Raw genomic sequence first — 21,346 nt, 5'->3', positions numbered from 1 at the left:
TCGAAAGACTCGGTGATGCGATCGCGACGCTCGACGCTTGGGCTGTTCCGGGATGCGATGCTGCTGTCGTCTGCGGCATGGGCCGCCTCCCCCCTATTGGCTGCGCGCCGGGCCAAGCGCTCCGCCGCGTTGCTGGTTCCGCTGACCGGAGACCGAAGCGGCCTGGGGCTTAGCATAGCCAATGCGGCGAGGCTCGCCGAAACCGATGTGACTGCGCTGTCGGTCGTCGATACCGGCGGGAGTGCGGCGGGCGCGGTGCGCGCGGCGCGGGCGGCGGTGAAGGGCGGGGCGACGATGCTGCTGGGGCCGCTAAGCGCCGAGGAGACGCGGGCAGTGGCGGCGGCGGTGTCGGTGCCGGTGGTGGCGCTGACCAACGATGCGGCAGCACGCGGCGGCGCGGCGTTCGTGTTCGGGATCACCCCGACACAAGCGGCGTCGGCGATCCTCGGCTATGCCCGGTCGCGCGGGGTACGGCGCGTGCTGGCGGTCGATGACGGGACGCCCTGGGCGCGGGCATCGGTGGCGGCGGCCAAGGCGGCGGAGGCTGATCTGGGGCTGAGCATCACTGTCGTGCAGCCGGTCGCCGGCGCGTTGCCGGCGGGGCTGGAGGCCGATGCGGCGTTCGTACCCGGCGCAGCGGTGGCGCTGGCCCCGGCGTTGAAGGCGCGGGGGATGCAGTTGCTGGCGACGATGCAGGCGCTCGATTACCGGCCCGATGCGGCGGGTGCGCTGGAGGGGGCGTGGATCGCCAGCCCCGATCCCGAACGCTTCGCGACCTTCGCCACCGAATATGCCGCGCGCAACGGCGGCAAGCCCGGTGCGATCGCGGCGCTGGGCAACGACGCGGCGATGATCGCGAGGACATTGCGCGAGGCCGATGCGATGACCCGCGAAGGGGTGTTGCGCGACGCCGGGTTCGACGGGGTGACCGGACGGGTCCGCTTCCGATCGGACGGGAGCTGCGCGCGCGACTTCGCGATCCTCGTCCCCACCAACGGCGTCTATCAGAAGGTGGCGGAGAGCCGCGGCGCATGACCCCACGCCGGTCGGGGGAAGCGGGCTTCACCCTGCTCGAACTGATGATCTCGCTGGGCCTGTTCGCGCTGATCGCGGTGGCCGGGCTGGCGCTGGTCGACAGCGTGATCGGCGTCGACGGGCGGACCGAGGCGCGGCTCGACCGGGTCGCCGACCTGCAACGGGCGATGGTGGTGATCTCCAGCGACCTCGACCAGATCGCGCCGGGGCCGCTGGGCGGCGATGCGGCGGGGCTGCGGTTCCGGCGGAGCGCGCCGGGACTGGGCGGGCCGCCGATCGGGGTCGGCTATCGGGTGACCGACGGGCAGTTGCTGCGCGTGGTTGATGGCCGGGCGCAACTGGTGCTCGATCAGGTGACGGCGGCACGCTGGCGTTACTTCGACGGCGGCTGGCTGGACCGCTGGCCGCCCACGCCTGACCGCTCGCTCGAATGGCCGCGGGCGGTGGTGGTCGAGCTGCAGGTCGGCGGTCCCGGCGGTGGCAATTTGCGGCGGATCGTGACGCTGCCGATCCCGGCCAAGACCGCATGACCCGGCCGGTGCTCGAGCGCGAGGCGGGCATGATCCTCGTCAACGTGCTGATGTTCGTGGCGATTGCCAGCGGCCTCGTCCTGCTGATGATCAACCGCGAGGAGGTGGCGCTCGACCGGTCGATCCGGTCGCGCGAGGCGGCGCGGGCGCTGGCGGTGGTGCGCGGCGGCGAATTGTCGGCGCTCTCGGCCCTGCAACGCGACGCGCAGGTCGCGCCCGAGGCGGACTATCCGGGCGAGCCATGGGGCGCGATCAGCGAGAACGACATCGCGATCGAGGGCGGGCGGTTCGACCTCGCCATCGCCGATGCCGAGGGGCGCTTCAACGTCAATTCGGTGCGGCGCGAGCTGGACCCGATCCCGCAGCTGCTGTTCCTGCGCATCGCCAAGGCGGCGGGGATCGAGGAGGAGAAGGCGGTCGCGGCGATCGCGCTGATCCGCGAGAAGGGGCCGGTGCAGGACCTGCGGCCGCTGGCCGTATTCCTGCCCGCCGAACAGGCGGCGCTGCTGGCGCGGATGGTGACCGCGCTGCCCGGCGACACCGCGATCAACCTGAATGCGGCGACGCCCGAATTGATGGCGGTGCTGTTCGAACCGGCCAAGGCGCAGCGGCTGGTGGCCCTGCGCAACCGGCAGGGCTATTTGTCGAAGGACGATCTGGCGCGCGAGGACGTGACCGCGCCCGGCGGCACGCGTTTCCAGTCCGACCATTACTGGGTCCGTACCCGCGCGACGATCGGCGAGACGGTACAGCAGGGCGCGACGTTGATCCAGCGGGTCAAGCGACAGGAAGGCGCGCAATCGGTGCCGATCACAGTACCGATAGAGCGCTGGCGCAACGCGGCCATTCCGCCGGAAGTGCCGGGGTTCGGCGGGTAAATCGGCCAAAGTTCACAAAGTTCACACTTGCCGCGTTCTTACACGCGACGGGCATCGGAGCGGTACGGCGGTGTCAAAGAGCGTGGGCGGATGGCGGCCAGCGAGGATGGTCGCAGGCTGGGCGGCTGTAGGAAAGCGGGAATGGCTTGATTTGATCGAAAGCCGACCTTCCGCTTGTAAGCCGGGCAACATTAAAGCTGCTCGGCTTCCGCCTGTTGAACGGTGTACTGGTCAATAAACGAAGCTCGCAGCGTCAATAGCCACGCCGATGTCAGCATCATGTATGCGGGCCAAAGATACTCATACCATGGCATCACTCTAGCGGCGTCAGCAAGCGCGCCCAAACATAGAATAGCGGCGCTGATGCCGAAAATTGCTGTCGCAACAGCGCTGCGGACGGGTCGGTCCAAACGAAAAACTAGCAACCGGGTGGTTGGGTTGTAGCGTCGATAACACATCCACGCCACGCCCAAGACGATCGGCGACGCGACCAGCGTTGCGAGCAAGCTGCCAAGCATTGGTATGCCGATGCTGTCGCCGTCTGTTGGTAAAACACCTGACTTCAAAACCTCAGGCCAGTAAACGAAGTTTAGAACCGGATATGCTATTATCAGCACGGCGGTCAGCATCCATAACGCTGAGGCGCGGGAAGGCATGGGACATCTCCTTCCAGCCATCGTACGTGCCGGACTGATGGTCTGCAACTGGCGGTAGCCACCACAACATTACTCAATACCCGATCCACGCATTCTCGATATGGCGCGGGGTCGTGCGGGGGGCGAGGAGGATGACGTCGATGCGGATGTCGCAGCCCTCTGCATAGGCCGGCGCCAGTAGCTCCGCCGCCGCCGCCACCCGCGCGAGGCGGCGTTCGTCGATGGCGTGGTCGAGGTCGGCGGCGGTCGCGCGTGTCTTGACCTCGACGAAGGCGACGATCGCGCCGCGCCGTGCGATCAGATCGACCTCGCCCGCTTTCGTCCGCACGCGGCGGGCGAGGATGCGCCAGCCCTTCAGCCGCAGCCACCAGCCGGCGATGCGCTCACCGCGTCGGCCGGCATCGTCGGCGGCGATGCGGGACGCGCGCGAGCGGGGGCGGGGCGGGCGGGCGAGCACTCGGCCGTTGTGCCGCGCCCGACCCCGTGCGGCAAGTCAGCGCATCAGGCCGGCGGCGCGCAATGCCTTTTCGATCGTCGCCTGCACCGTGCCGGCGGAATGGGCGGCGGCATGGTCGTCGGCGGCGGGTTCGGGGGTGAGGCGTTCGAGCTTCGCACCGCGCGGTGCGGGCCTGGATGCCGGGGCGGCGGCGGGTTCGGCGGCGGCCGGCCGTTCGACGGCATCGATCAGCCCCCAGCCGCGCGCTATCTCCAGCGTGCTCGACAGGCCGACATCGAGCATGAACGGACCGACATGGCCGATGCCGCTCGCCGGGTCGATCGGCACGCCATGCCCCATGCCGGCGACGCGCCATTCCTCGACCAGCGCGTGACCCTGCGCATCGCACCAGATGCTCTGCGACCAGTTGGCGCCGCTGCGCCCCTGGCGCGGCTCGGGCGGCAATGCGTGGACGCGGCACCATTGCTCGACCAGCGCGTCGCTGTTGGCGATGACGACGGTGGGGTCGGCGGTGCCGTGCCAAATGGCGACGCGCGGCACGGCGGGGGCAGGGGCGATGGGGAGCGCGTCGAGCGCCTTCTGCCCGCGCATCCGTTCGAGCGCGGCGCGTACGCCGATCGCGGTGCCATAGGGCAGGCCGCCGATGATCGCGCCGGCGGCGAAGCGTTCGGGCCAGGTGGCGAGCATGACCGCGGTCATCGCCCCGCCCGCCGACAGGCCGGTGATGAAGATCCTCGCCGGATCGATGCCGTGCGCGGCGACCGCCGCGTCGATAATCGCCGCGATCGATTCAGCCTCGCCGCCGATGCGGGCGATGTCGGCAGCCTCGAACCAGTTGAAGCACATATTGGCGTTGTTGGCGCGGCGCTGCTCGGGGAACAGCAGGGCGAAGCCCTGCGCGTCGGCGAGCGTCGACCAGCCGGTGCCATGGTCGTAGACCGCTGCGTCCTGCGTACAGCCGTGCAGCGCGACGACCAGCGCGGCGCCGGGCTCCAGGTCGGCGGGCACGTACATCCGCGCGCGCAGATTGCCCGGATCGGGCGCGAAGCCGATCAGGTCGTGCAGCCGGTCGGGCACGCTCGGCCGCGCGCCGGGCGGTTGCATGCGCGACAGGCGGGAAATGGTGGTGGAGAGCGAAACCATCGTCGAGAACCTTGTCGTCGCGGCACCCCGCTGGCCGCCCGGACAGGATATGGTCTTCATGCTGCATTGCACAATGGGAAAGCGACGTCGGAGCGATCGGACGGAACGCTACCCGTATAATGGCGCGCGATCGGCTCCGGCCCATGCATTTGCTACGACGGAGCAATCTGCACATGCGCGGCGCGGACTTGCGAGCATGGTTGCAACGATGCCGAAGCATCGGCACTGGATCGCCTGCCAGTACGAGGCAGCGGTCGCCCGATCCGCAAGCCTTCAGGATAACGGAGACTGTCCGATGCTTACCGACCGCCGCACGTTGATGACGCAGGGTGCCCTGCTGGGCGCCGGGCTGGCCTCCGGCACGCTCGCCCCGATCGCCGCTGCGCAGACCGGTGCGAAGGGCGGCTTTGTCAGCAAGCGTCCCGCTCCCGCCGACCGCCGGTTCGTCAGCAAGGCGGTCGAACAGGAGATTGCACGGGTCAGCCGGATGATCGCCGATCCCGAGGTCGCGTGGCTGTTCGCCAATTGCTATCCCAACACGCTCGACACGACGGTGCGGATGGGCATGGCCGACGGCAAGCCCGACAGCTTTGTCATCACCGGCGACATTCCCTGCCTGTGGCTGCGCGATTCGGCGGCGCAGGTGAAATCCTACCTCCACTTGGCGAAACGGGATGCGAAGCTGCGCGAGCTGTTCCGCGGCCTGATCGCCCGGCATGCGCGCAGCGTGCTGATCGACCCTTATGCCAATGCCTTCATGGAGGACCCGACCGCCCCGACGTCGCTGGGCTGGGCGAAGGAGGACGTGACCGAGATGCGGCCGGGCGTCGCCGAGCGGAAATGGGAGATTGATTCGCTGTGCTATTCGATGCGGCTGTCGCACGGCTATTGGTCCGCGACGCGCGACCCGGCACCGTTCGACGCGCAATGGGCCGACGCGATGCGCGCGATCGTGCGGACCTTCCGCGAGCAGCAGCGAAAGGACGGGCCGGGGCCGTACAAGTTCCAGCGCGCGAGCCGCCAGCCGACTGAGACGCTGCTTGCCGGCTATGGCCCGCCGACGGTCAAGAACGGCATGATCCATTCGGGCTTTCGCCCCTCCGACGATGCCTGCCAATATCTGCTGTTCGTACCCGCCAATCTGTTCGCGGTAACGACGCTGCGCGAAATGGCGCAGGTCGCGAGCGAAGCCCGCAACGACAATGCGCTGGCGCGGGACGCGACCGCGCTTGCCGACGAGGTCGCGGCGGCGGTCGCGCAGCACGGTACGATGCGGCTCGCCGATGGCAGCGAAGTCTGGGCCTATGAGGTCGACGGCTATGGCAATGCGATCTTCGTGGACGACGCCAATGTGCCCTCGCTGTCGAGCCTCGCCTGGCTCGGCTGCGTTCCGGCGGACGACGCACGGTGGCAGCGCACCGCCAAGGCGGCGTGGAGCGAGGCCAACCCATGGTTCTTCAAGGGCACGGCCGGCGAAGGCATTGGCGGGCCGCATCAGGGCATGAACTATATCTGGCCGATGTCGCTGATCGTCCGCGCGCTTAGCGCCACCGACGATGCGACGATCCTTCGGTGCCTCGCCACGCTCAAGCGGACGCATGCCGGCACCGGTTTCATGCACGAGGCGTTCGAAAAGGACGATGCCGCCAAGTTCAGCCGCGACTGGTTCGCCTGGGCCAACGGGCTGTTCGGCGAACTGATCCTGCATATCGCCGCCACGCGCCCGCACCTGCTCAAGGCGCCGCTGGATACGATCCGGGTTTAGAATTCGAGCGGGTTTGGTCGCCCTCACCCGTCACGGCTGCGCCGCTGCCCCGCCCCTTTCACGCCGGGAGAGGGGAAAGCGGCAGAGGGCGACGGTCGTCGTGCTTGATCGATCAGGCTGCACCTCGCAGGGCCGACGCCCAGCGGGCCGATGCGATGTACCGAATATGTCCAATGGTCGGGGAGAGAGGATTCGAACCTCCGGCCCCTGCCTCCCGAAGGCAGTGCTCTACCAGGCTGAGCTACTCCCCGACGGAGTATCGGCGGGCCGCTCGAAAGGCGCCTGCCGTTGCTTGGAGGCGCGCCTATAGCGGGCGGGTTCGGGGTCTGCAAGCGAGATTCGCATGGCCGCTGTTTGGCTTTGGCGGGGAAACTGCTAGGGGCGCAGTCATCCTACTCTTTTCGAATGTGTGACCGTGGCCACTCCGCTCGACAAACTGCGCAATTTCTCGATCATCGCCCATATCGACCATGGCAAGTCGACGCTCGCCGACCGGCTGATCCAGCGGACCGGCGGCCTCGCCGAGCGCGAGATGTCGGCGCAGGTGCTCGACAATATGGAGATCGAGAAGGAGCGCGGCATCACCATCAAGGCGCAGACGGTGCGTCTGGAGTGGAAGGGGCATGTCCTGAACCTGATGGACACGCCGGGCCATGTCGACTTCGCCTATGAGGTGTCGCGGAGCCTTGCGGCGTGCGAGGGCGCACTGCTGGTGGTCGATGCGGCGCAGGGGGTCGAGGCGCAGACGCTGGCCAACGTCTATCAGTCGATCGAGCATGACCATGAGATCATTCCGGTCATCAACAAGATCGACCTGCCCGCCGCCGAACCGGAAAAGGTGAAGAGCGAGATCGAGGACCTGATCGGCCTCGACACGTCGCGCGCGGTTCTCGCATCGGCGAAGGCCGGGATCGGCATCGACGACATTCTCGACGCGATCGTCGAGCAGATTCCGCCGCCCAAGGGGGACGCGAATGCGCCGCTCAAGGCGATGCTGGTCGACAGCTGGTACGACCCGTATCTGGGCGTCGTCATCCTGATCCGCGTGATCGACGGATCGATCCGCAAGGGCCAGCAGATCAAGTTCATGAATGCCGACACGACGCACCTGGTCGACCGGGTGGGGGCATTCCGGCCGAAGATCGAGCAGTTGCCCGACCTCGGCCCCGGCGAGATCGGCTTCATCACCGCGCAGATCAAGGAAGTGGCGCAGACGATGGTCGGCGACACGATCACCGATGCGAAGCGCCCGACCGCCGAGGCACTGCCGGGGTTCAAGGAAGTGCAGTCGGTGGTGTTCTGCGGCCTGTTCCCGGTCGATGCCGCCGAGTTCGACAAGCTGCGCGAATCGATCAGCAAGCTCAGGCTCAACGACGCCAGCTTCACCTTTGAAATGGAAAGCTCGGCGGCGCTGGGCTTCGGCTTCCGCTGCGGGTTCCTCGGGCTGCTGCATCTGGAGATCATTCAGGAGCGGCTGACCCGCGAATACGACCTCGACCTCATCACCACCGCGCCGTCGGTGGTGTACCAGATCGAACTGACCCATCCCGATCCGGCCGGCGTCACCCAGATCGACCTGCACAACCCGGCCGACATGCCCGACGTCAACAAGATCAAGACGATCAGCGAGCCGTGGATCAAGGCGACGATCTACGTCCCCGACGAATATCTGGGCGGCATATTGAAGCTGTGTCAGGACCGGCGCGGCATCCAGTTGAACCTGACCTATGTCAGCGGGCGGGCGCAGGCGACGTACGAACTGCCGCTCAACGAAGTCGTGTTCGATTTTTACGACCGGCTGAAGTCGCTGTCGAAGGGCTATGCCAGCTTCGATTACGAACAGATCGGCTATCGCGAGGGTGACCTCGTCAAGATGAGCATCTTGGTCAACGAAGAGCCGGTCGATGCGCTGTCGATGATCGTTCACCGCGGGACGGCCGAGGTGCGGGGACGCGGCATGGTCGAGCGGTTGAAGGAACTGATCCCGCGCCACCTGTTCAAGATTCCGATTCAGGCGGCGATCGGCGGCAAGGTGATCGCACGCGAGACGATCAGCGCGATGCGCAAGGACGTGACCGCCAAATGCTATGGCGGCGACGCCAGCCGCAAGCGCAAGCTGCTGGACAAGCAGAAGAAGGGCAAGGCGAAGATGCGCGAATACGGGTCGGTCAGCATTCCGCAGGAAGCGTTCATCGCCGCGCTACGCATGGGCGACGAAAACTGATTCCGGCCCCGGTCCCGACTGCTGGCCGGGGGCATCCATTTCGATAGCGCACAAACGAAAGCGGCCGGCGCCTCAAAGGCACCGGCCGCTTTTCGGTCGATCGTTCGCGCCGTTCAGGCGAGAACGTTCAGAACCATCTGCACGGTCAACGCAACGCCGGCCCAACCGATCGCTGCCATTCCGACCATGGTGGCGATGGTCGCTCGCCCGGAATATTTGGTGTGCATCCTCGCCCTCCTTGTTCTTGTCTGGGACAGGTTGTTCCAAAACCGGGACGATTGCAAATTTGTGATGGTCATCCATTCGGCTAAATTGGCGTTATCGCCGGACGTTTTGCTGCATCGCACAATGAAATTTGCGCGACGCAAAACCGTCGCTTCCTGCGCACGTGCCAATTTGGAACGATTTTTTTGACCGCACTTCGCAGTTGCGATGTATGGTTAATGCGGTGCGGCAGCCCGAAAATTTTTTTTCAGTCCGTTTGCCGCAGGGAAATTAGCGCCTTCGCCGGTTGCAAACGTTTCGCGTTCGTTTCGTACCACGCGATTCGAATCGCATTTTGTCGCGGAACCTTTGGCCGATTCGAACGTCGGCGGAACGCCGGTTTCGGCACGACGACAGGGAGAGCGACATGACCGATACCGACCGTCCGTTCGATGCGGCAAAACAAGCGACCGACCAGATGAAGGCGGCGGGCGAGCGCATGCAGGCGGCGGGCACGCAGATGACCGAACAGGGATCGCAGCTCGGTCTGACCATCCTGTCGCAGGCCGAATCCAATACGCAGGAAGCGTTCAAGGCGATGCGCGCTGCCGCACAGGCTCGCGACCTGAACGAAGTCATGAAAATCCAGTCGGATTATATGCGTGAACAGGGGTCGCGATCGATATCGCAGGCACGCGAGGTCGGCGAGATGATCGCCCAGTTCGGACGCAACGCCGTCGGGCAGATGACCGGGCGCGACTGATCGCGCCATTCCGACCGTCCGTCGTGGCGATCTGCTGCGGCGGATCGCTCGTGCCTCCGGGGGTATGATGAAACGTTGGTTCCTGTGGCTGTTCGCCCTGCTGACTTTGGCAGGAGCCGCAGTCGCGCAATCGCGGCCGCCGGTGGTGCTCGCCGCCGCCAGCCTGCAGGAATCGATGAACGCCGCGGCGGACGCCTGGGCGAAGCGCGGGCATGTCCGGCCGACCCTGTCCTTCGCCGCCAGCTCGGCGCTGGCGCGGCAGGCGGCGGCGGGTGCGCCTGCCGACCTGTTCGTCTCGGCCGATGTTGAATGGATGGACGATCTCGACCGGCGCGGGCTGGTCGCACCGGGTAGCCGAACCAATTTGCTCGGCAACCGGCTGGTGCTCGTCGCTCCCGCCGATAGCAAGCTGCGCGTGGCGTTGCGGCCCGGCGTCAACCTGTTGCGCGCGTTGAACGGCGGACGACTGGCGATGGCCGATCCCGATGCGGTGCCGGCCGGGCGCTATGGCAAGGAAGCGCTGACCCGGCTGGGCGCATGGGATCGCGTCGCGCCGTCGGTAGTCCGAGCCGAGAATGTCCGCGCCGCGCTGGCGCTGGTCGAGCGCGGGGCGGCACCGCTCGGCATCGTCTATGCGACCGATGCCAAGGCTTCGGCGAAGGTACGGGTCGTCGGCATCTTTCCGGCGGCGAGCCACCCGCCGATCGTCTACCCGATCGCGCGGCTGAAGGCGTCGCGGAGCGTCGAGGGTGAGCGCTTCCGCCGCTTCCTTATCAGCCCGGCGGGCAAGGCGATTTTCGTGCGCTACGGTTTCTCCGCACGTTGACGTTCGATCGCGGCGAATGGGCGATCGTCCTGCTGTCGCTGAAGATCGGCGGAGTGGCGATGTTGGCGGCCTTACCGATCGCCTATGCCTTGGCATGGGTGCTGGCGCGGGGACGGTTTCCGGGAAAGGTGCTGCTCGACGGGGTCGTTCATTTGCCGTTGGTGCTGCCGCCGGTAGTGACCGGGTGGCTCTTGCTGCTCGCCTTCGCGCCGAACGGCCCGATCGGTGGCTGGCTCCAGGCTTGGTTTGGGGTCAGCGTGCTGTTCCGCTGGTCCGGCGCGGCGATCGCAGCGGCGGTGATGGCGCTGCCGTTGATGGTGCGGGCGATTCGTTTGTCGATCGAGGGTGTCGACCGGCGGCTGGAAAGCGTCGCGCGGACGCTGGGTGCGGGGCGTGCGCGTGTCTTTTGGACGGTGACCGCGCCGCTCAGCCTGCCCGGCGTGCTGGCCGGCATGGTGCTGGGCTTCGCGCGTGCGCTCGGCGAGTTCGGGGCGACGATCACCTTCGTCTCCAACGTGCCGGGCGAGACGGCAACGTTGCCGATCGCGATCTACAGCGCGTTGCAGGTGCCGGGTGGCGAGACCAGCGTCGTGCGGCTTGCCGGCATGTCGGTGGCGCTGTCGCTGATCGCGCTGGTCCTGTCCGAAACGCTGGCGCGGCGCAGCGGCCGGAGTGGGCATGTCCTTTGACATCGAGGTGACCGTGCGGCTGGGCGAGGCGGTGGTCGGCGCGGTCGTGCCAGACGACGGGCACGACAGCGGGCTGACGGTGCTGTTCGGTCCGTCGGGCGTCGGCAAGTCGAGCGTGCTCAACATGGTCGCCGGATTGTTGCGACCGGCGGCGGGGCATGTCCGGGTCGGGGGCGTCACGCTGTTCGACAGCGCCGCGGGGATTGACGTTGCGGTGCAGGCTCGCTGCTGCGGCTATGTCTTTCAGGAGCCGCGCCTGTTTCCGCACCGCCGGGTCGCGGCCAATCTGCGCTATGGCATGGGGCGCGGCACGCCGCCGATCGGCTATGACGACATGGTCGCGCTGCTGGGGCTGGAGCATCTGCTAGATCGCTGGCCGGCGACGCTGTCGGGGGGCGAGGCGAAGCGGGTTGCGATCGGGCGGGCGCTGTTGTCGGGCGCAAGGTTCCTGCTGATGGACGAACCGCTCGCCTCGCTTGATCGCGGGCGGCGCGAGGAGGTGATGGTCGCGATCGAGCGGCTGCGCGACACGCTGCGGCTGCCGATCCTGTACGTCACCCATGATGGGGCGGAGGCGGAGCGGCTGGCAACGCGCATCGTCGCGATGTGACCACCTGCAATGCCGGCGTCGCGATCCGAACATGGTGCCGCCGTAATTAGCGGGTGATGTCGGTCCCGAAACGATCGGGAGTTCGGGTAATGCGGCAGGTGGTTCTAATAGTGGCAACCGTCGTGGCGTCGCCCGCCATGGCGCAGGACGCCCAACCCGATGGTCCCGACATCGTCGTCATCGCCGGCAAGCCGTTGCGGGTCGATGCGAAGCTGCTGCGTGCGGCGCAACGGCGTTTTGCCGAAGACCGTCCGAGCTATGCGCCGCAAGGGACGCTGCGGTTCGAACTATGGCGGGGGGCTGATCGGATTTCGGCGGCCGGCGTCGGATTGGCGCTGACCGACGGGGCGGGGCGGCAATTGCCGGTGACGATCGATGCGGATGGCCGAGTTGCGTTCGCGACGCTGCCGGCCGGTCGCTGGTTCCTGACCGCGCCGGTCCAGTCGCAGGGGATGCGCCTGCGCCCGATCGTCCTGTCGAGCGGGACCAGTGTCGAGGATCGGCGGCTGGGCGATCTGCGCGCGCAATGCCGGGTGGCCGTATCGATGGCGAAAGCGGATGCATCGTTGCTGGCAATGCCGTTGATCGGCATGTTCGACGCGATTGGCGGCTGTGCCAGCAAGCGCTTCGGTTTCTACCACATGGTCGAACATCCGCTGGCCGGCGCCACGGCAACGGGTGCGGGCGTCACCCGGACGCTGCGGCTGTCGGCGAAGCGGACCTCGTACGAAGCGCCGTTGTCGGATCGCACGCTTTCCAACGAGGCCCGAGTGCGGCTGGCCTATCGCTGATCGTCGCTGCCGGGCATCGGCACGCGCGCCGTCTGTCCGCCGCGGGTGAAATAGGCGGCGTCGATCGCGAGGCTGCGCAGCTGCCAGCCATCGACGCTGTCGCCGGGAGACAGGGTGCGCGTGCCCTCCGCACCGCGCACCAGCGCGACGGCATCGCGGCCGAGCCTTCCGACGACACCGAGCAGGACCGGCGCGTCGTCGGGCAGCGCGTCGGCGGCGGGTGGTGCAAACAGCGTTCGGGCAAAGGCGGCGCGCAAGGGTGGCGGGGAGACCGGGGCGGCAAGCGGCGCGACGGCCGGTGCCGGCGCGGCGCCGTGATCGGCCTCGCGCAGCAGCCATGGCGGCAGGACGAGCGCCACCAGAACCGCCGCCGCGATCAGCCCATGGTCGCGCAGCCTCATCCCCGCCATGGCGCCACCAGCCGCGCATCGAGCCGCACCCCGCCCGGTGCCGAACTCAGCCGCCACGCCGCCATCCGCACCGGCGGGCCGCCGCGTTCGAGCGCGTCGGCAAACGCCACCACCGCCTTCTCGCTGCCCGATGCGCGCAGCGTCAGCATGGCGAGCGGCGCAGGCGCGGCGGGATCGGTGGCGAGGTTCTCGATCAATACGCCGCCGCGCGCGGCATCGGCGCGGATGCGTGTGGTGAGGCGGCGGGCGGCATCTGCGGCATCGTCGGCGGGAAAGGCCGCCGCGGCGACCGCGAGCGGTACCGGATCGGCGGCAGCCTCCGCACGGGCGGCGTCGCGATCGGCGCGGGCGGTCGCCAGATCGTCGAGCGCGGCGGCGGTCGGCATGGCGAGCAAGGCCGCCAGCCCCATCGCGATCAGCGGCAGGCGCGGCGTCATCGCGGCTGTTCCAGCGTGATCCGCATCCGCCCGTCGCCGTCCGTGCGGCTCTGCGCGACGGCGCGCAATCCGCCGAGCGCCGGGTCGCGCCGCAATGCCGCCACGGCGCGATCGGGGTCGGGCGCGGCAATGTCGATCGTCAGCGGCCCGGCACCGCGCTCGACCCGCAGCAGCGCGGCATCCTCGGGCAGCGAGCGGGCGATCGCTTCCAGCGTCGCGCCGAGCGTCGGGCCGTTCCATGCGTCGGCGAGCAGCGCACGGGCGCGGTCCTGTCCGGCACGCACCGCGACCGCCGGGGCCGATCGCTCGGTGAACGTCCGAGTTTCGTGACGAAGCTGCGCGGTCGTCAGTGTCGCGCCGGCCAGCGTCAGCAGCGGCGTGGCAAGGATCGCGATCGCAAGGAGGATGCTCGCCCGGTCGGGGCGCGAGCGCGCGGTCGGATCCGGAACCGGATCGACGGGGGGTGTCGTAGCCCGCGCCCGACGCGCCGTACCCAATGCCCGATCGAACAGGCTGGGCCGGACGGGCGCGCTGTCATTGGCGGGACGGGGGTCGGCCATGCCCGCTCCTACGCCCGGCATCGGTGGCGGCACAAGCGCGAACGGGGTTGCGGGGTTACGTCACCGAACCGTCTTCATTCCGCCATCCAATCGTCTTCGATCCGCAATCGCCGTGTCGCAGCTTTGCGCCAACGCAGGTCGGGGAGGGATGCCGGCAGGGCCGGCTTCCGGAAATAACGCGGGGATTTCATGGCGAACAACGACCTCATCATCGATTACGACGACGGCGATATCGAAACGAACCCGAGCACGGGGCCGAGCCTGCAGGATCTGGTCGACCAGCGCTATTCGCGGCGGCAGGCGCTGCGCGGCGGTGCGTCGACGGCGGCGGTCGCCGTATTCGGCGGATCGCTGCTCGCCGCGTGCGACGACAAGGCGCAGGGCATCGACAACACCCCGCCGGTCGTCGGCGGCACGTCGAGCGGTGCGACCAGCGGCGGCCGCGTCGTGACGCTGACCGGCACCGTCACCGACGACAATGCGATCGTGTCGCAGGCGTTCACGCAGGTGGCGGGGCCGACCGTCGCGCTGTCGAACGCGAACACCGGTGCCGCGACCTTCATCGCTCCCGCGGTCAGCACCAACACCAACCTGGTGTTCCGCTATGCCGCCACCGACGTGAAGGGCGCGACCAGCACCACCGACATCACCGTCGCCGTCGCACCGCCGACGCTGGGCTTCACGGCGGTCGGCCGCAGCCTCGCCGATACGGTCGTCATTCCCACCGGTTATACCGCAAGCGTTGTCTATCGTCTCGGCGACCCGCTGAGCAGCGCGACGCCGGCCTTCGCCAATGACGGCACCGACACCGGCTATTCGAACCGTGCCGGCGATCATCATGACGGCATGAGCTATTTCGGCCTCGCCGCCAGCGGCAATACTCGCGACGCGAACAATTCGACGCGCGGCCTGCTGGTGATGAACCACGAGAACATTTCCGAGCAATATCTCCACGTCGCCGGCGTGACGGCGGGCGCTACGCGCGTGACGTCCGAAGTCGTCAAGGAAATGGAATGCCATGGCGTGTCGGTGGTCGAAGTGACCCGCGCGTCGAACGGCAGCTGGAGCTATGTCCAGAATTCGTCGTTCAACCGCCGCATCACCCCCTATACCCCGACCGCGTTCAGCGGCCCGGTGAAGGGCAGCCCGCTGCTGTTCACCGCCTATTCGCCCGACGGCACGACCGGGCGCGGCACCATCAACAACTGCGCCAACGGCCATATGCCGTGGGGCACCTATATGACCTGCGAAGAGAATTGGGCGGGTTATTACCGACGCGACACCGGCGACAACGCCGTGCGGACCGCGCTGATCGGCGCCAAGTCGACCCAGGCGTTCACGCGCTACGGCCTGTCGCAGCGTACCGGCAACTATGCATGGACCACGGCGGCCGAGGCGACCCCTGGCGCGACGCTGATCCGCAAGTTTAACGCGACGATCGACCAGACCCAGCCGGTGAACGGTACCGGCGATTTCCGCAACGAGCCGAACCAATATGGCTGGTGCGTGGAGATCGATCCTTATGATCCGGCATCGACCCCACGTAAGCGCACCGCGCTGGGCCGCATGAACCACGAGGGCTGCTGCCCCGGCCGTGCCGTCGCCGGCGTCCGCCCCGCCTTCTACATGGGCGACGACGCGCAGAACGAATATATCTACAAATTCGTGTCGAACACCCCGTGGGCGGCGGCCGATGCGACCGCGACCAACCGCCTCGCGATCGGCGACAAATATCTCGACAATGGCACGCTGTACGTCGCCAAGTTCAACGCCGACGGGTCGGGCGAATGGATCGCGCTGGTGTTCGGGCAGAACGGCCTGACCGCAACCAACGCACTCTATCCCTTTGCCGATCAGGCCGACGTCCTGACCCATTGCCGTCTGGCAGGGGATGCGGTCGGCGCGACCCGGATGGACCGGCCCGAATGGACGGCGGTCAATCCGGCGACCGGCGAGATGTACTGCACGCTGACCAACAATTCGTCGCGTGCGCCGGGCAATGTCGATGCCGCCAATCCGCGCTCCTATATCGACCCGCGTACCAACGGCTCGCGTTCGACCGGCAATGCCAACGGCCATATCGTCCGCCTGCGCGAAGCCGGCGACACGACCGAGGCGACGCGCTTCACCTGGGACGTCTATGCCTTTGGCGCCGGGGCCGATCTCGACCCGACCAACATCAACCTGTCGGGTCTGGACGCGACCAACGACTTCTCCAGCCCGGACGGCCTGTGGTTCGGCAGCCCGACCAACGCATCGGGGCAAATCACGCCGGTGCTGTGGATCCAGACCGACGACGGCGCGTACACCGACGTCACCAACTGCATGATGCTGGCGGCGATGCCGGGCACGGTCGGCGATGGCGGGACCCGCACCATCACCAACACCGGCGTGTCGGCGACCAGCACCGCGACGACCCGCATCGGCAAGGCTCCGGGTACGGCGCTCCGCCGCTTCCTGGTCGGGCCGGTCCAGTGCGAGATTACCGGCATCGAATCGACGCCCGACGGCCGGTCGCTGTTCGTGAACATCCAGCATCCGGGCGAGGGTGGTACGTTCAGCGCGCCGACCAGCAACTGGCCGCCGTTGCCGGCGAGCGGCAGCGCGACGATCTCCGCGACGGCAACGGTCACCGCCGGCACCCGGCCCCGGTCGGCGACCATCGTCATCACCCGGACCGATGGCGGCGTGGTCGCGCTGTAACGCGGCTTCCGATCGAGGCGGCAAGGGGGGCGGGGACCGCAGGGTCTCCGCCCCTTCGTCGTTGACCATCATGCCGGCAGCCTGTCGAACGCCAGCCGCGCTGTCCTCGGGCTGTGCTCCGGCTGAAAGAAGGGCGACGTTGCAGGTCGTATCGAACCGCTCCGGTGCCGTCGTATCGACACGGAGCGGCGGCGCGATGGCGTCCTCATCCGACCGGTCGATCCGCCAGGGGGCGGGTATCGCACGTGATGCGGCAAACCGGCGCCATTCGCTGTCACGGTTCAGATGCCTGGATGGATCGCCCATAGGCGAACCACTAGCTTATATGATAATCACTATCAATAGCGAAGCCGTATCGGTTATTGTTACCGGCGATGCTGAACGCCAAGCGGTCAATAAATCCCGTCGATCTCCATCGTCAGGCGCGGTGCGGGCGGGTTAAGCAACAGGCTGCGTTTCTCACCCTGCAGCACCTCTTCCTGCCGCAAGCGGTCGTAGCGGTTCTTCGCCGCCGCCGCCGCGTCGGCACCGTCGCGCAGGATCGTCGGCTTCAGGAACACGAACAGGGTGCGCTTCTGGCGGCTTTCGTTGCGGCCCTTGAACAATTCGCCGACGATCGGAATGTCGCCGAGGATCGGCACCTGGCTGCGGACGCGCTGATAATCGTCGCTGGTCAGGCCTCCCAGCACGATCGTCTGGCCGTTATCGGCAAGGACAGTGGTGTTGGCCGAACGCTTGTTGGTGATGATGTCGGCAGCGCCGCTGACCTGGGTCGGCGCGATCGAGGACGCCTCCTGACTGACTTCGAGACGGATCGTGTCGCCGGCGTTGATGCGCGGCAGGACGCGCAGGGTGATGCCGACGTCCTTGCGCTCGATGGTGGTATAAGGATTGGCGGTGCCGTTGCCGGTTAGGATCGATCCGGTGACGAACGGAACCTCCTGCGCCACGACGAACTCGCCGAGCTTGTTGTCGAGCACGGTGATCTGGGGCGTCGACAGCAGATTGGCCTTGGTCGACTGGCTGAGCGCCTGCACTAGGATCGAGAAATCGTTGCCGATGCCGAAATTGCCGGTGATGCCGCTGCCGAGCAAATTGCCCGCCGGCACCCCCAGCGCGCGCAGGATTCCACCGAGCGACGCGCCACCATTGTCGAACGACGTGGCGACTCCTTCGACGCGGGTCAGCGCCGCTCCCGACGTACCGATCTGTACGGCCAGTTGTTCGGCGTCCTGACCGGTGATCTCCGCGATTGCCGCCTCGATCAGCACCTGCGGACGGCGGACGTCGAGGTCGGGGATCAGCCGTTCGATCTGCGCGATAGCGGTGGGGGTGCCGCGCACGACGACGGCGTTGATGTCGGGGGCGGGCTGGACGGTGATGTCGGGCGTGGTGAAGCCCTGTGCCGGGGTGGTCGACTGGTTCTGGCCCACGGTGCTGATGCTGCCGCCCGTCCCGGTACCCGTGCCGACGCCGTTCGCCGCGGCGATCCCCGCTGCGCTGGCGCCACCATTGGCGATCAGGCCCGACAGCGCCGCGCCGGCATTGTTGCGCTGGCTGGTGGTCGACAGACTCCGCGCGACCGGGTTTGACGCCGATTGCTGCTGGCCGAGAATGCCGCGCAGCACCTCGGTCACGCTTTCGGCATCGGCATAGTTCAGGCGGAACACGCGGGTCGACGGCGTCGCGCCGCTGCCGCGCGCGTCGAGCGACTGGGCGATACGCCGTGCCTCGGCGACGCCGGCCGGCGTGCCGCGCACGAGAATGGTGTTGCTGCGCGCGTCACCCGCCACCCGCGCGCCGCCTTCGCCGAGCACCGCCTGCATCGCCGTCGCGATATCGGCGGCATTGCCGTTCTGGAGCGTGATGGTGGCGAAGGTCGATCCGCCGCCGCCGTCCAGGGAGCGGGCCAACGCCTCGATCCGGCGGACATTGTCGGCATAGTCGGTGACGACGATCGCATTGGGCTGGGTCAGCGGTTCGACGCTGCCGAAGCTGGCGACCAGCGGGCGGACGATCCGCGCGGCATCGGCCGAGGGGACGTTCGACAGGCGGACCATGCGCGTGGTCAGTTCCTGCCCGCCGACGCCGCGCGCGCGCACCCCGCCGTCGCGCACTGCATTCGCCTGCGGAATGATCCGCCATGCCGAGCCGGAACGGACCGCTGCGAAGCCGTTGGCGCGCAGCACCGACTGGAACAATTCCCATACCCCCGCCGGCGACAGCGGTTCGGCGGAGGTGACCGTCACCTGCCCCTTGACCGTCGGGTCGAGGATCAGTGTGCGGCCGGTGATGCGGCTGATCTGATCGGCGACGTCGGCGATCTCGACGCCGCGCATGTTGACGACGATGTCGGCAGGCTGCGTCTGGGCCGAAACCGGCGAAAGGCTGGTCGCGGCGAGCGTGACGGACAGGAACGCGGAAACGAGGCGATGGCGCACGGGACTTACCCTAACGGATGGGAATGGAGACGGTGGTCGGCTTACCGTCGCGAAGGATGGTGACTTGTGCCTGCCCCGATGCGGCGGCGCTGGCGATGGCGGCGTTCACCGCCGACTGGTCGGTCATGGCCGCGCCGTTGACCGACTGGATGACATCGCCCGCGCGCATGCCGGGCGGCGGGTTGGCGCCGATCGCATAGCCGCCCGCGACCGGCGTGGCGTTCAGCCGCGAGAGCACCGCCTGCGCGCTGGGCGGGGGGGCGACGCTCGGGGCGGCGGGGGCGGGCGCGGTCTGGCCGATGACGGGCGCAGGGGCGGGCTGACCGGGGGTCGGCGTCGCCTGTCCGAACGGATCGGGGAAGGCGAGATATTCGAGCCGCCCGCCATTGTTCAGGATGATGCGGTCGCGGCGAATCTCGGTCACTTGGGCGCCGGCCAGCGCGTCGCCGGGCCTGAACGGCTTGGCCGGTTCGTTGCCGATCGACACGAACGCGACCGACAGCTCGGCGGGGCGGGCAAAGACCACGCCCTTCAGCACCGCTTGAATGGCGGTCGGGCTGGTGGCGTCGGCGGCGGTCGGGCTGCCGAAGGGGGTCCAAGCAACCGCCGGGCCGGTGTCGACGGTCACCGCGCGGGTGCGCGCTTCGCTGGGCACAGTGATCGCGCCGGTGCCGGCATGCCCGGCGATACGCCAGACGAGGCCGGCAAGCGCGAAGGCGACCGACACGATCGCGGCGGCGGCGAGCCAGTCGACCCAGCGTTCGCGCCAGCGGAGCCGTTCGACGACGATCATGCCGCGTCCTTCCGCAGGAAGCCGTCGAGCCGGGCCATGGGCGCGGCTTCGCCGGCAGGGGCGACGCTGATCGTCACCCGGTCGAGCGCGGGATCGCTGGTCGCGGTCCGGCTCACCGCCACGCTCCATTGCCGTCCCAGCATGTCGACCGACTCCGCATTCGCCTCCGGCGTCCCCACTTCCAAATCGGCGAGCCGGTTTTCGGCCACCCACATTGCGATCGCGCGGCGTTCGACGCCGCGGGTCGAATCGATATGCTGCTCAACCGCGCCGATCAGCCCTACCGTGGCGATCGCCAATACCGCCAGCGCCACCATCGCCTCGATCAAAGAAAAGCCGGCTTCATTTAGATCCTCCCCGCCTGCGGGGAGGGGGACCGTCCGCGTAGCGGATGGTGGAGGGGGGGAGCGGCGCAACGCAACGGCAGCGTTTGCGGCGACGCCCCTCCACCAGCCTATGGCTGGTCCCCCTCCCCATGTGATGGGGAGGATTTTCATTGCGTCACCTTGGTCGCGCGCGCGGTGATGCCGTCATAGCGCACCCGCCACGTCTGGTCCCCGCCGCTGATCGTCGCGCCCAGCGGTTGGCCGGTGCCGTCGACGCCGAGAATCACCGGCGGCGGGGTGTCGAGCGTCATCACCATCCCGCCGGGCAGGGTGTGGAACGCCAGCGGCCCCTCGGTCTGCGGGGTCAGTCCCTTGGCCCCGACCCGCGCAAAGCCATAGCCATGCGTCTCGGTGGTCAGCGCGATCAACTGGTCGCCGAGCATCGCATCGTCCGCCGCCGCCTGCAGCCGTACGGCGAAGCGCCGCGCCTCCGCCTCGACATTGGGCGCGCGGGTGGCGGCGCCGATGCCGAGGCTGACGGCACCGGCCGCTACACCGATGATGGCGAGGACGATCAGCATCTCGATCAGGGTCATCCCCCGTTCGGCGTCGCGAACCGGGCGGCGGGGCAGGATCAGCGCGCCGTCCCGTCGATATCGGCGTCCAGCCCCTCGCCGCCGGGCTTGCCGTCCTTGCCGAGCGACTTGATCGCAAAGCGCCCGCCGGTCGATTCGTAGACATAGGGATTGCCCCACGGGTCCTGCGGCATCTGCGACAGATAGCCGTCGGGCGGATAGGCGCCGGGGACCGGTGGCTGGGTCGGCTTTTCGACCAGTGCCTTCAATCCCTGCGTCGTCGTCGGGTAATCGCCATTGTCCAGCCGGTACATTTTCAGCGCGCCGGCTAAGGTTTTCATGTCGGTGCCGGCGGTCGTCACCCGCGCCTGATCGGGGCGGTTGATGACGTTGGGCACGATCAGCGCCGCGACCAGCGCGATGATCGCCAGCACGACGATCATTTCGACCAATGTCAGCCCCGCCTCATGGGTTGGGACAGAAACCTTGCGGGCGGCGGGGTTCGCGGCCAAGGTGTCACGAAACTTTCG

General features: G+C 68.0%; 22 protein-coding genes and 1 tRNA gene. 11 read left to right on the top strand and 12 right to left on the bottom strand.

Translation table 11 applies throughout. The annotated features are described in order from the left end of the window. Positions 1–15 precede the first annotated feature (15 nt). From AAIO73_RS07490 to AAIO73_RS07480, 3 genes are read left to right on the top strand one after another with little or no spacing between them, the layout of a single operon-like run. Positions 16–1,035: a type 1 periplasmic-binding domain-containing protein gene (locus AAIO73_RS07490; protein ID WP_345877104.1), complete on the top strand. Its 1,020-nt coding sequence runs from the start codon at positions 16–18 to the stop codon at positions 1,033–1,035. Further along, positions 1,032–1,565: a type II secretion system protein GspJ gene (locus tag AAIO73_RS07485; protein ID WP_345877103.1), complete on the top strand. Its 534-nt coding sequence runs from the start codon at positions 1,032–1,034 to the stop codon at positions 1,563–1,565. Before AAIO73_RS07490 ends, AAIO73_RS07485 begins: the two co-directional genes overlap by 4 nt. Beyond that, the gene (locus AAIO73_RS07480) at positions 1,562–2,443 is read left to right on the top strand and encodes a type II secretion system minor pseudopilin (protein ID WP_345877102.1); all 882 of its coding nucleotides are present in this window, start codon (positions 1,562–1,564) and stop codon (positions 2,441–2,443) included. Before AAIO73_RS07485 ends, AAIO73_RS07480 begins: the two co-directional genes overlap by 4 nt. 191 nt (positions 2,444–2,634) lie before the next feature. On the opposite strand, the gene AAIO73_RS07475 is transcribed toward AAIO73_RS07480, so the two are convergent. The 3 genes from AAIO73_RS07475 to AAIO73_RS07465 all read right to left on the bottom strand — a co-directional run bounded on the left by AAIO73_RS07475 (position 2,635) and on the right by AAIO73_RS07465 (position 4,699). Then, complete coding sequence (locus AAIO73_RS07475) at positions 2,635–3,072, bottom strand: hypothetical protein (RefSeq protein WP_345877101.1); 438 nt, start codon at positions 3,070–3,072, stop codon at positions 2,635–2,637. 100 nt (positions 3,073–3,172) lie between these two features. Continuing rightward, positions 3,173–3,556 carry a YraN family protein gene (locus AAIO73_RS07470; RefSeq protein WP_345877100.1) on the bottom strand — a complete coding sequence of 128 codons (384 nt, stop codon included), beginning with the start codon at positions 3,554–3,556 and terminating at the stop codon, positions 3,173–3,175. 36 nt (positions 3,557–3,592) lie between these two features. Beyond that, positions 3,593–4,699: an extracellular catalytic domain type 1 short-chain-length polyhydroxyalkanoate depolymerase gene (locus AAIO73_RS07465; RefSeq protein WP_345877099.1), complete on the bottom strand. Its 1,107-nt coding sequence runs from the start codon at positions 4,697–4,699 to the stop codon at positions 3,593–3,595. 295 nt (positions 4,700–4,994) lie between these two features. Between AAIO73_RS07465 and AAIO73_RS07460 the strand changes: the two genes are divergently transcribed. Further along, positions 4,995–6,464 carry a glycoside hydrolase family 125 protein gene (locus tag AAIO73_RS07460; protein WP_345877098.1) on the top strand — a complete coding sequence of 490 codons (1,470 nt, stop codon included), beginning with the start codon at positions 4,995–4,997 and terminating at the stop codon, positions 6,462–6,464. Positions 6,465–6,638: 174 nt separating this feature from the next. Here AAIO73_RS07460 and AAIO73_RS07455 read toward each other — a convergent pair. Beyond that, positions 6,639–6,715, bottom strand: a tRNA-Pro gene (locus AAIO73_RS07455). Between the two features lie 164 nt (positions 6,716–6,879). On the opposite strand from AAIO73_RS07455, the gene lepA reads away from it, so the two are divergent. From lepA to AAIO73_RS07425, 6 genes are all read left to right on the top strand, one after another. Beyond that, entirely contained in the window at positions 6,880–8,688 is a 1,809-nt protein-coding gene (gene lepA / locus AAIO73_RS07450; RefSeq protein ID WP_345877354.1) for a translation elongation factor 4, read from the top strand. Positions 8,689–9,319: 631 nt separating this feature from the next. Further along, positions 9,320–9,655, top strand: a complete 336-nt coding sequence (locus AAIO73_RS07445) for a phasin family protein (protein ID WP_345877097.1) — start codon at positions 9,320–9,322, stop codon at positions 9,653–9,655. A gap of 67 nt (positions 9,656–9,722) precedes the next feature. Then, the gene (gene modA, locus AAIO73_RS07440; RefSeq protein WP_526023786.1) at positions 9,723–10,481 is read left to right on the top strand and encodes a molybdate ABC transporter substrate-binding protein; all 759 of its coding nucleotides are present in this window, start codon (positions 9,723–9,725) and stop codon (positions 10,479–10,481) included. Further along, entirely contained in the window at positions 10,478–11,170 is a 693-nt protein-coding gene (gene modB / locus AAIO73_RS07435; RefSeq protein ID WP_345877095.1) for a molybdate ABC transporter permease subunit, read from the top strand. Before modA ends, modB begins: the two co-directional genes overlap by 4 nt. Next, positions 11,160–11,780, top strand: coding sequence for an ATP-binding cassette domain-containing protein (locus AAIO73_RS07430; protein ID WP_345877094.1), 621 nt, complete (start codon positions 11,160–11,162; stop codon positions 11,778–11,780). Before modB ends, AAIO73_RS07430 begins: the two co-directional genes overlap by 11 nt. 89 nt (positions 11,781–11,869) lie before the next feature. Then, on the top strand, positions 11,870–12,571 hold the full coding sequence (locus AAIO73_RS07425) for a hypothetical protein (RefSeq protein ID WP_345877093.1): 702 nt from the start codon (positions 11,870–11,872) through the stop codon (positions 12,569–12,571). Here the strand turns inward: AAIO73_RS07425 and AAIO73_RS07420 are convergent. Genes AAIO73_RS07420 through AAIO73_RS07410 form a run of 3 tightly spaced genes read right to left on the bottom strand, consistent with a single transcriptional unit; the run spans position 12,562 to position 13,978 of the window. Continuing rightward, positions 12,562–12,981: a hypothetical protein gene (locus AAIO73_RS07420; protein WP_345877092.1), complete on the bottom strand. Its 420-nt coding sequence runs from the start codon at positions 12,979–12,981 to the stop codon at positions 12,562–12,564. The genes AAIO73_RS07425 and AAIO73_RS07420 overlap by 10 nt on opposite strands. Then, positions 12,969–13,418 (bottom strand): hypothetical protein, encoded by a 450-nt coding sequence (locus tag AAIO73_RS07415; protein ID WP_345877091.1) that lies wholly within the window; start codon positions 13,416–13,418, stop codon positions 12,969–12,971. The genes AAIO73_RS07420 and AAIO73_RS07415 overlap by 13 nt, the downstream gene beginning before the upstream one ends. Then, complete coding sequence (locus AAIO73_RS07410) at positions 13,415–13,978, bottom strand: hypothetical protein (RefSeq protein WP_345877090.1); 564 nt, start codon at positions 13,976–13,978, stop codon at positions 13,415–13,417. The genes AAIO73_RS07415 and AAIO73_RS07410 overlap by 4 nt, the downstream gene beginning before the upstream one ends. Positions 13,979–14,167: 189 nt before the next feature. On the opposite strand from AAIO73_RS07410, the gene AAIO73_RS07405 reads away from it, so the two are divergent. Next, positions 14,168–16,681 carry a PhoX family protein gene (locus tag AAIO73_RS07405; protein WP_345877089.1) on the top strand — a complete coding sequence of 838 codons (2,514 nt, stop codon included), beginning with the start codon at positions 14,168–14,170 and terminating at the stop codon, positions 16,679–16,681. Between the two features lie 392 nt (positions 16,682–17,073). On the opposite strand, the gene gspD is transcribed toward AAIO73_RS07405, so the two are convergent. The 5 genes from gspD to gspG form a co-directional block, all read right to left on the bottom strand. Then, complete coding sequence (gene gspD / locus AAIO73_RS07400) at positions 17,074–19,122, bottom strand: type II secretion system secretin GspD (protein ID WP_345877088.1); 2,049 nt, start codon at positions 19,120–19,122, stop codon at positions 17,074–17,076. Between the two features lie 10 nt (positions 19,123–19,132). Then, entirely contained in the window at positions 19,133–19,915 is a 783-nt protein-coding gene (locus AAIO73_RS07395) for a type II secretion system protein N (RefSeq protein ID WP_345877087.1), read from the bottom strand. After that, positions 19,912–20,331: a type II secretion system minor pseudopilin GspI gene (gene gspI / locus AAIO73_RS07390; RefSeq protein WP_526023785.1), complete on the bottom strand. Its 420-nt coding sequence runs from the start codon at positions 20,329–20,331 to the stop codon at positions 19,912–19,914. The genes AAIO73_RS07395 and gspI overlap by 4 nt, the downstream gene beginning before the upstream one ends. A gap of 77 nt (positions 20,332–20,408) precedes the next feature. After that, the gene (locus AAIO73_RS07385; protein WP_345877353.1) at positions 20,409–20,873 is read right to left on the bottom strand and encodes a prepilin-type N-terminal cleavage/methylation domain-containing protein; all 465 of its coding nucleotides are present in this window, start codon (positions 20,871–20,873) and stop codon (positions 20,409–20,411) included. 2 nt (positions 20,874–20,875) lie between these two features. Continuing rightward, the gene (gene gspG, locus AAIO73_RS07380) at positions 20,876–21,328 is read right to left on the bottom strand and encodes a type II secretion system major pseudopilin GspG (RefSeq protein WP_345877085.1); all 453 of its coding nucleotides are present in this window, start codon (positions 21,326–21,328) and stop codon (positions 20,876–20,878) included. Positions 21,329–21,346: the final 18 nt, after the last annotated feature.

This window comes from Sphingomonas epibiotica (assembly GCF_039615155.1).
GTDB lineage: Bacteria > Pseudomonadota > Alphaproteobacteria > Sphingomonadales > Sphingomonadaceae > Sphingomonas.
The sequence above is the reverse complement of the archived record's forward strand: the minus strand, read 5'-3'. Positions and strand labels throughout refer to the sequence as shown.

Bases quoted from the DNA above. Each gene is read 5' to 3' on its own strand.
- AAIO73_RS07490 (WP_345877104.1), top strand. From the start codon at position 16: ATGCGATCGCGACGCTCGACGCTTGGGCTGTTCCGGGATGCGATGCTG.
- AAIO73_RS07485 (WP_345877103.1), top strand. From the start codon at position 1,032: ATGACCCCACGCCGGTCGGGGGAAGCGGGCTTCACCCTGCTCGAACTG.
- AAIO73_RS07480 (WP_345877102.1), top strand. From the start codon at position 1,562: ATGACCCGGCCGGTGCTCGAGCGCGAGGCGGGCATGATCCTCGTCAAC.
- AAIO73_RS07475 (WP_345877101.1), bottom strand. From the start codon at position 3,072: ATGCTGACCGCCGTGCTGATAATAGCATATCCGGTTCTAAACTTCGTT.
- AAIO73_RS07465 (WP_345877099.1), bottom strand. From the start codon at position 4,699: ATGGTTTCGCTCTCCACCACCATTTCCCGCCTGTCGCGCATGCAACCG.
- AAIO73_RS07460 (WP_345877098.1), top strand. From the start codon at position 4,995: ATGCTTACCGACCGCCGCACGTTGATGACGCAGGGTGCCCTGCTGGGC.
- AAIO73_RS07445 (WP_345877097.1), top strand. From the start codon at position 9,320: ATGACCGATACCGACCGTCCGTTCGATGCGGCAAAACAAGCGACCGAC.
- modA (WP_526023786.1), top strand. From the start codon at position 9,723: ATGAAACGTTGGTTCCTGTGGCTGTTCGCCCTGCTGACTTTGGCAGGA.
- AAIO73_RS07430 (WP_345877094.1), top strand. From the start codon at position 11,160: ATGTCCTTTGACATCGAGGTGACCGTGCGGCTGGGCGAGGCGGTGGTC.
- AAIO73_RS07425 (WP_345877093.1), top strand. From the start codon at position 11,870: ATGCGGCAGGTGGTTCTAATAGTGGCAACCGTCGTGGCGTCGCCCGCC.
- AAIO73_RS07420 (WP_345877092.1), bottom strand. From the start codon at position 12,981: ATGGCGGGGATGAGGCTGCGCGACCATGGGCTGATCGCGGCGGCGGTT.
- AAIO73_RS07415 (WP_345877091.1), bottom strand. From the start codon at position 13,418: ATGACGCCGCGCCTGCCGCTGATCGCGATGGGGCTGGCGGCCTTGCTC.
- AAIO73_RS07410 (WP_345877090.1), bottom strand. From the start codon at position 13,978: ATGGCCGACCCCCGTCCCGCCAATGACAGCGCGCCCGTCCGGCCCAGC.
- AAIO73_RS07405 (WP_345877089.1), top strand. From the start codon at position 14,168: ATGGCGAACAACGACCTCATCATCGATTACGACGACGGCGATATCGAA.
- AAIO73_RS07395 (WP_345877087.1), bottom strand. From the start codon at position 19,915: ATGATCGTCGTCGAACGGCTCCGCTGGCGCGAACGCTGGGTCGACTGG.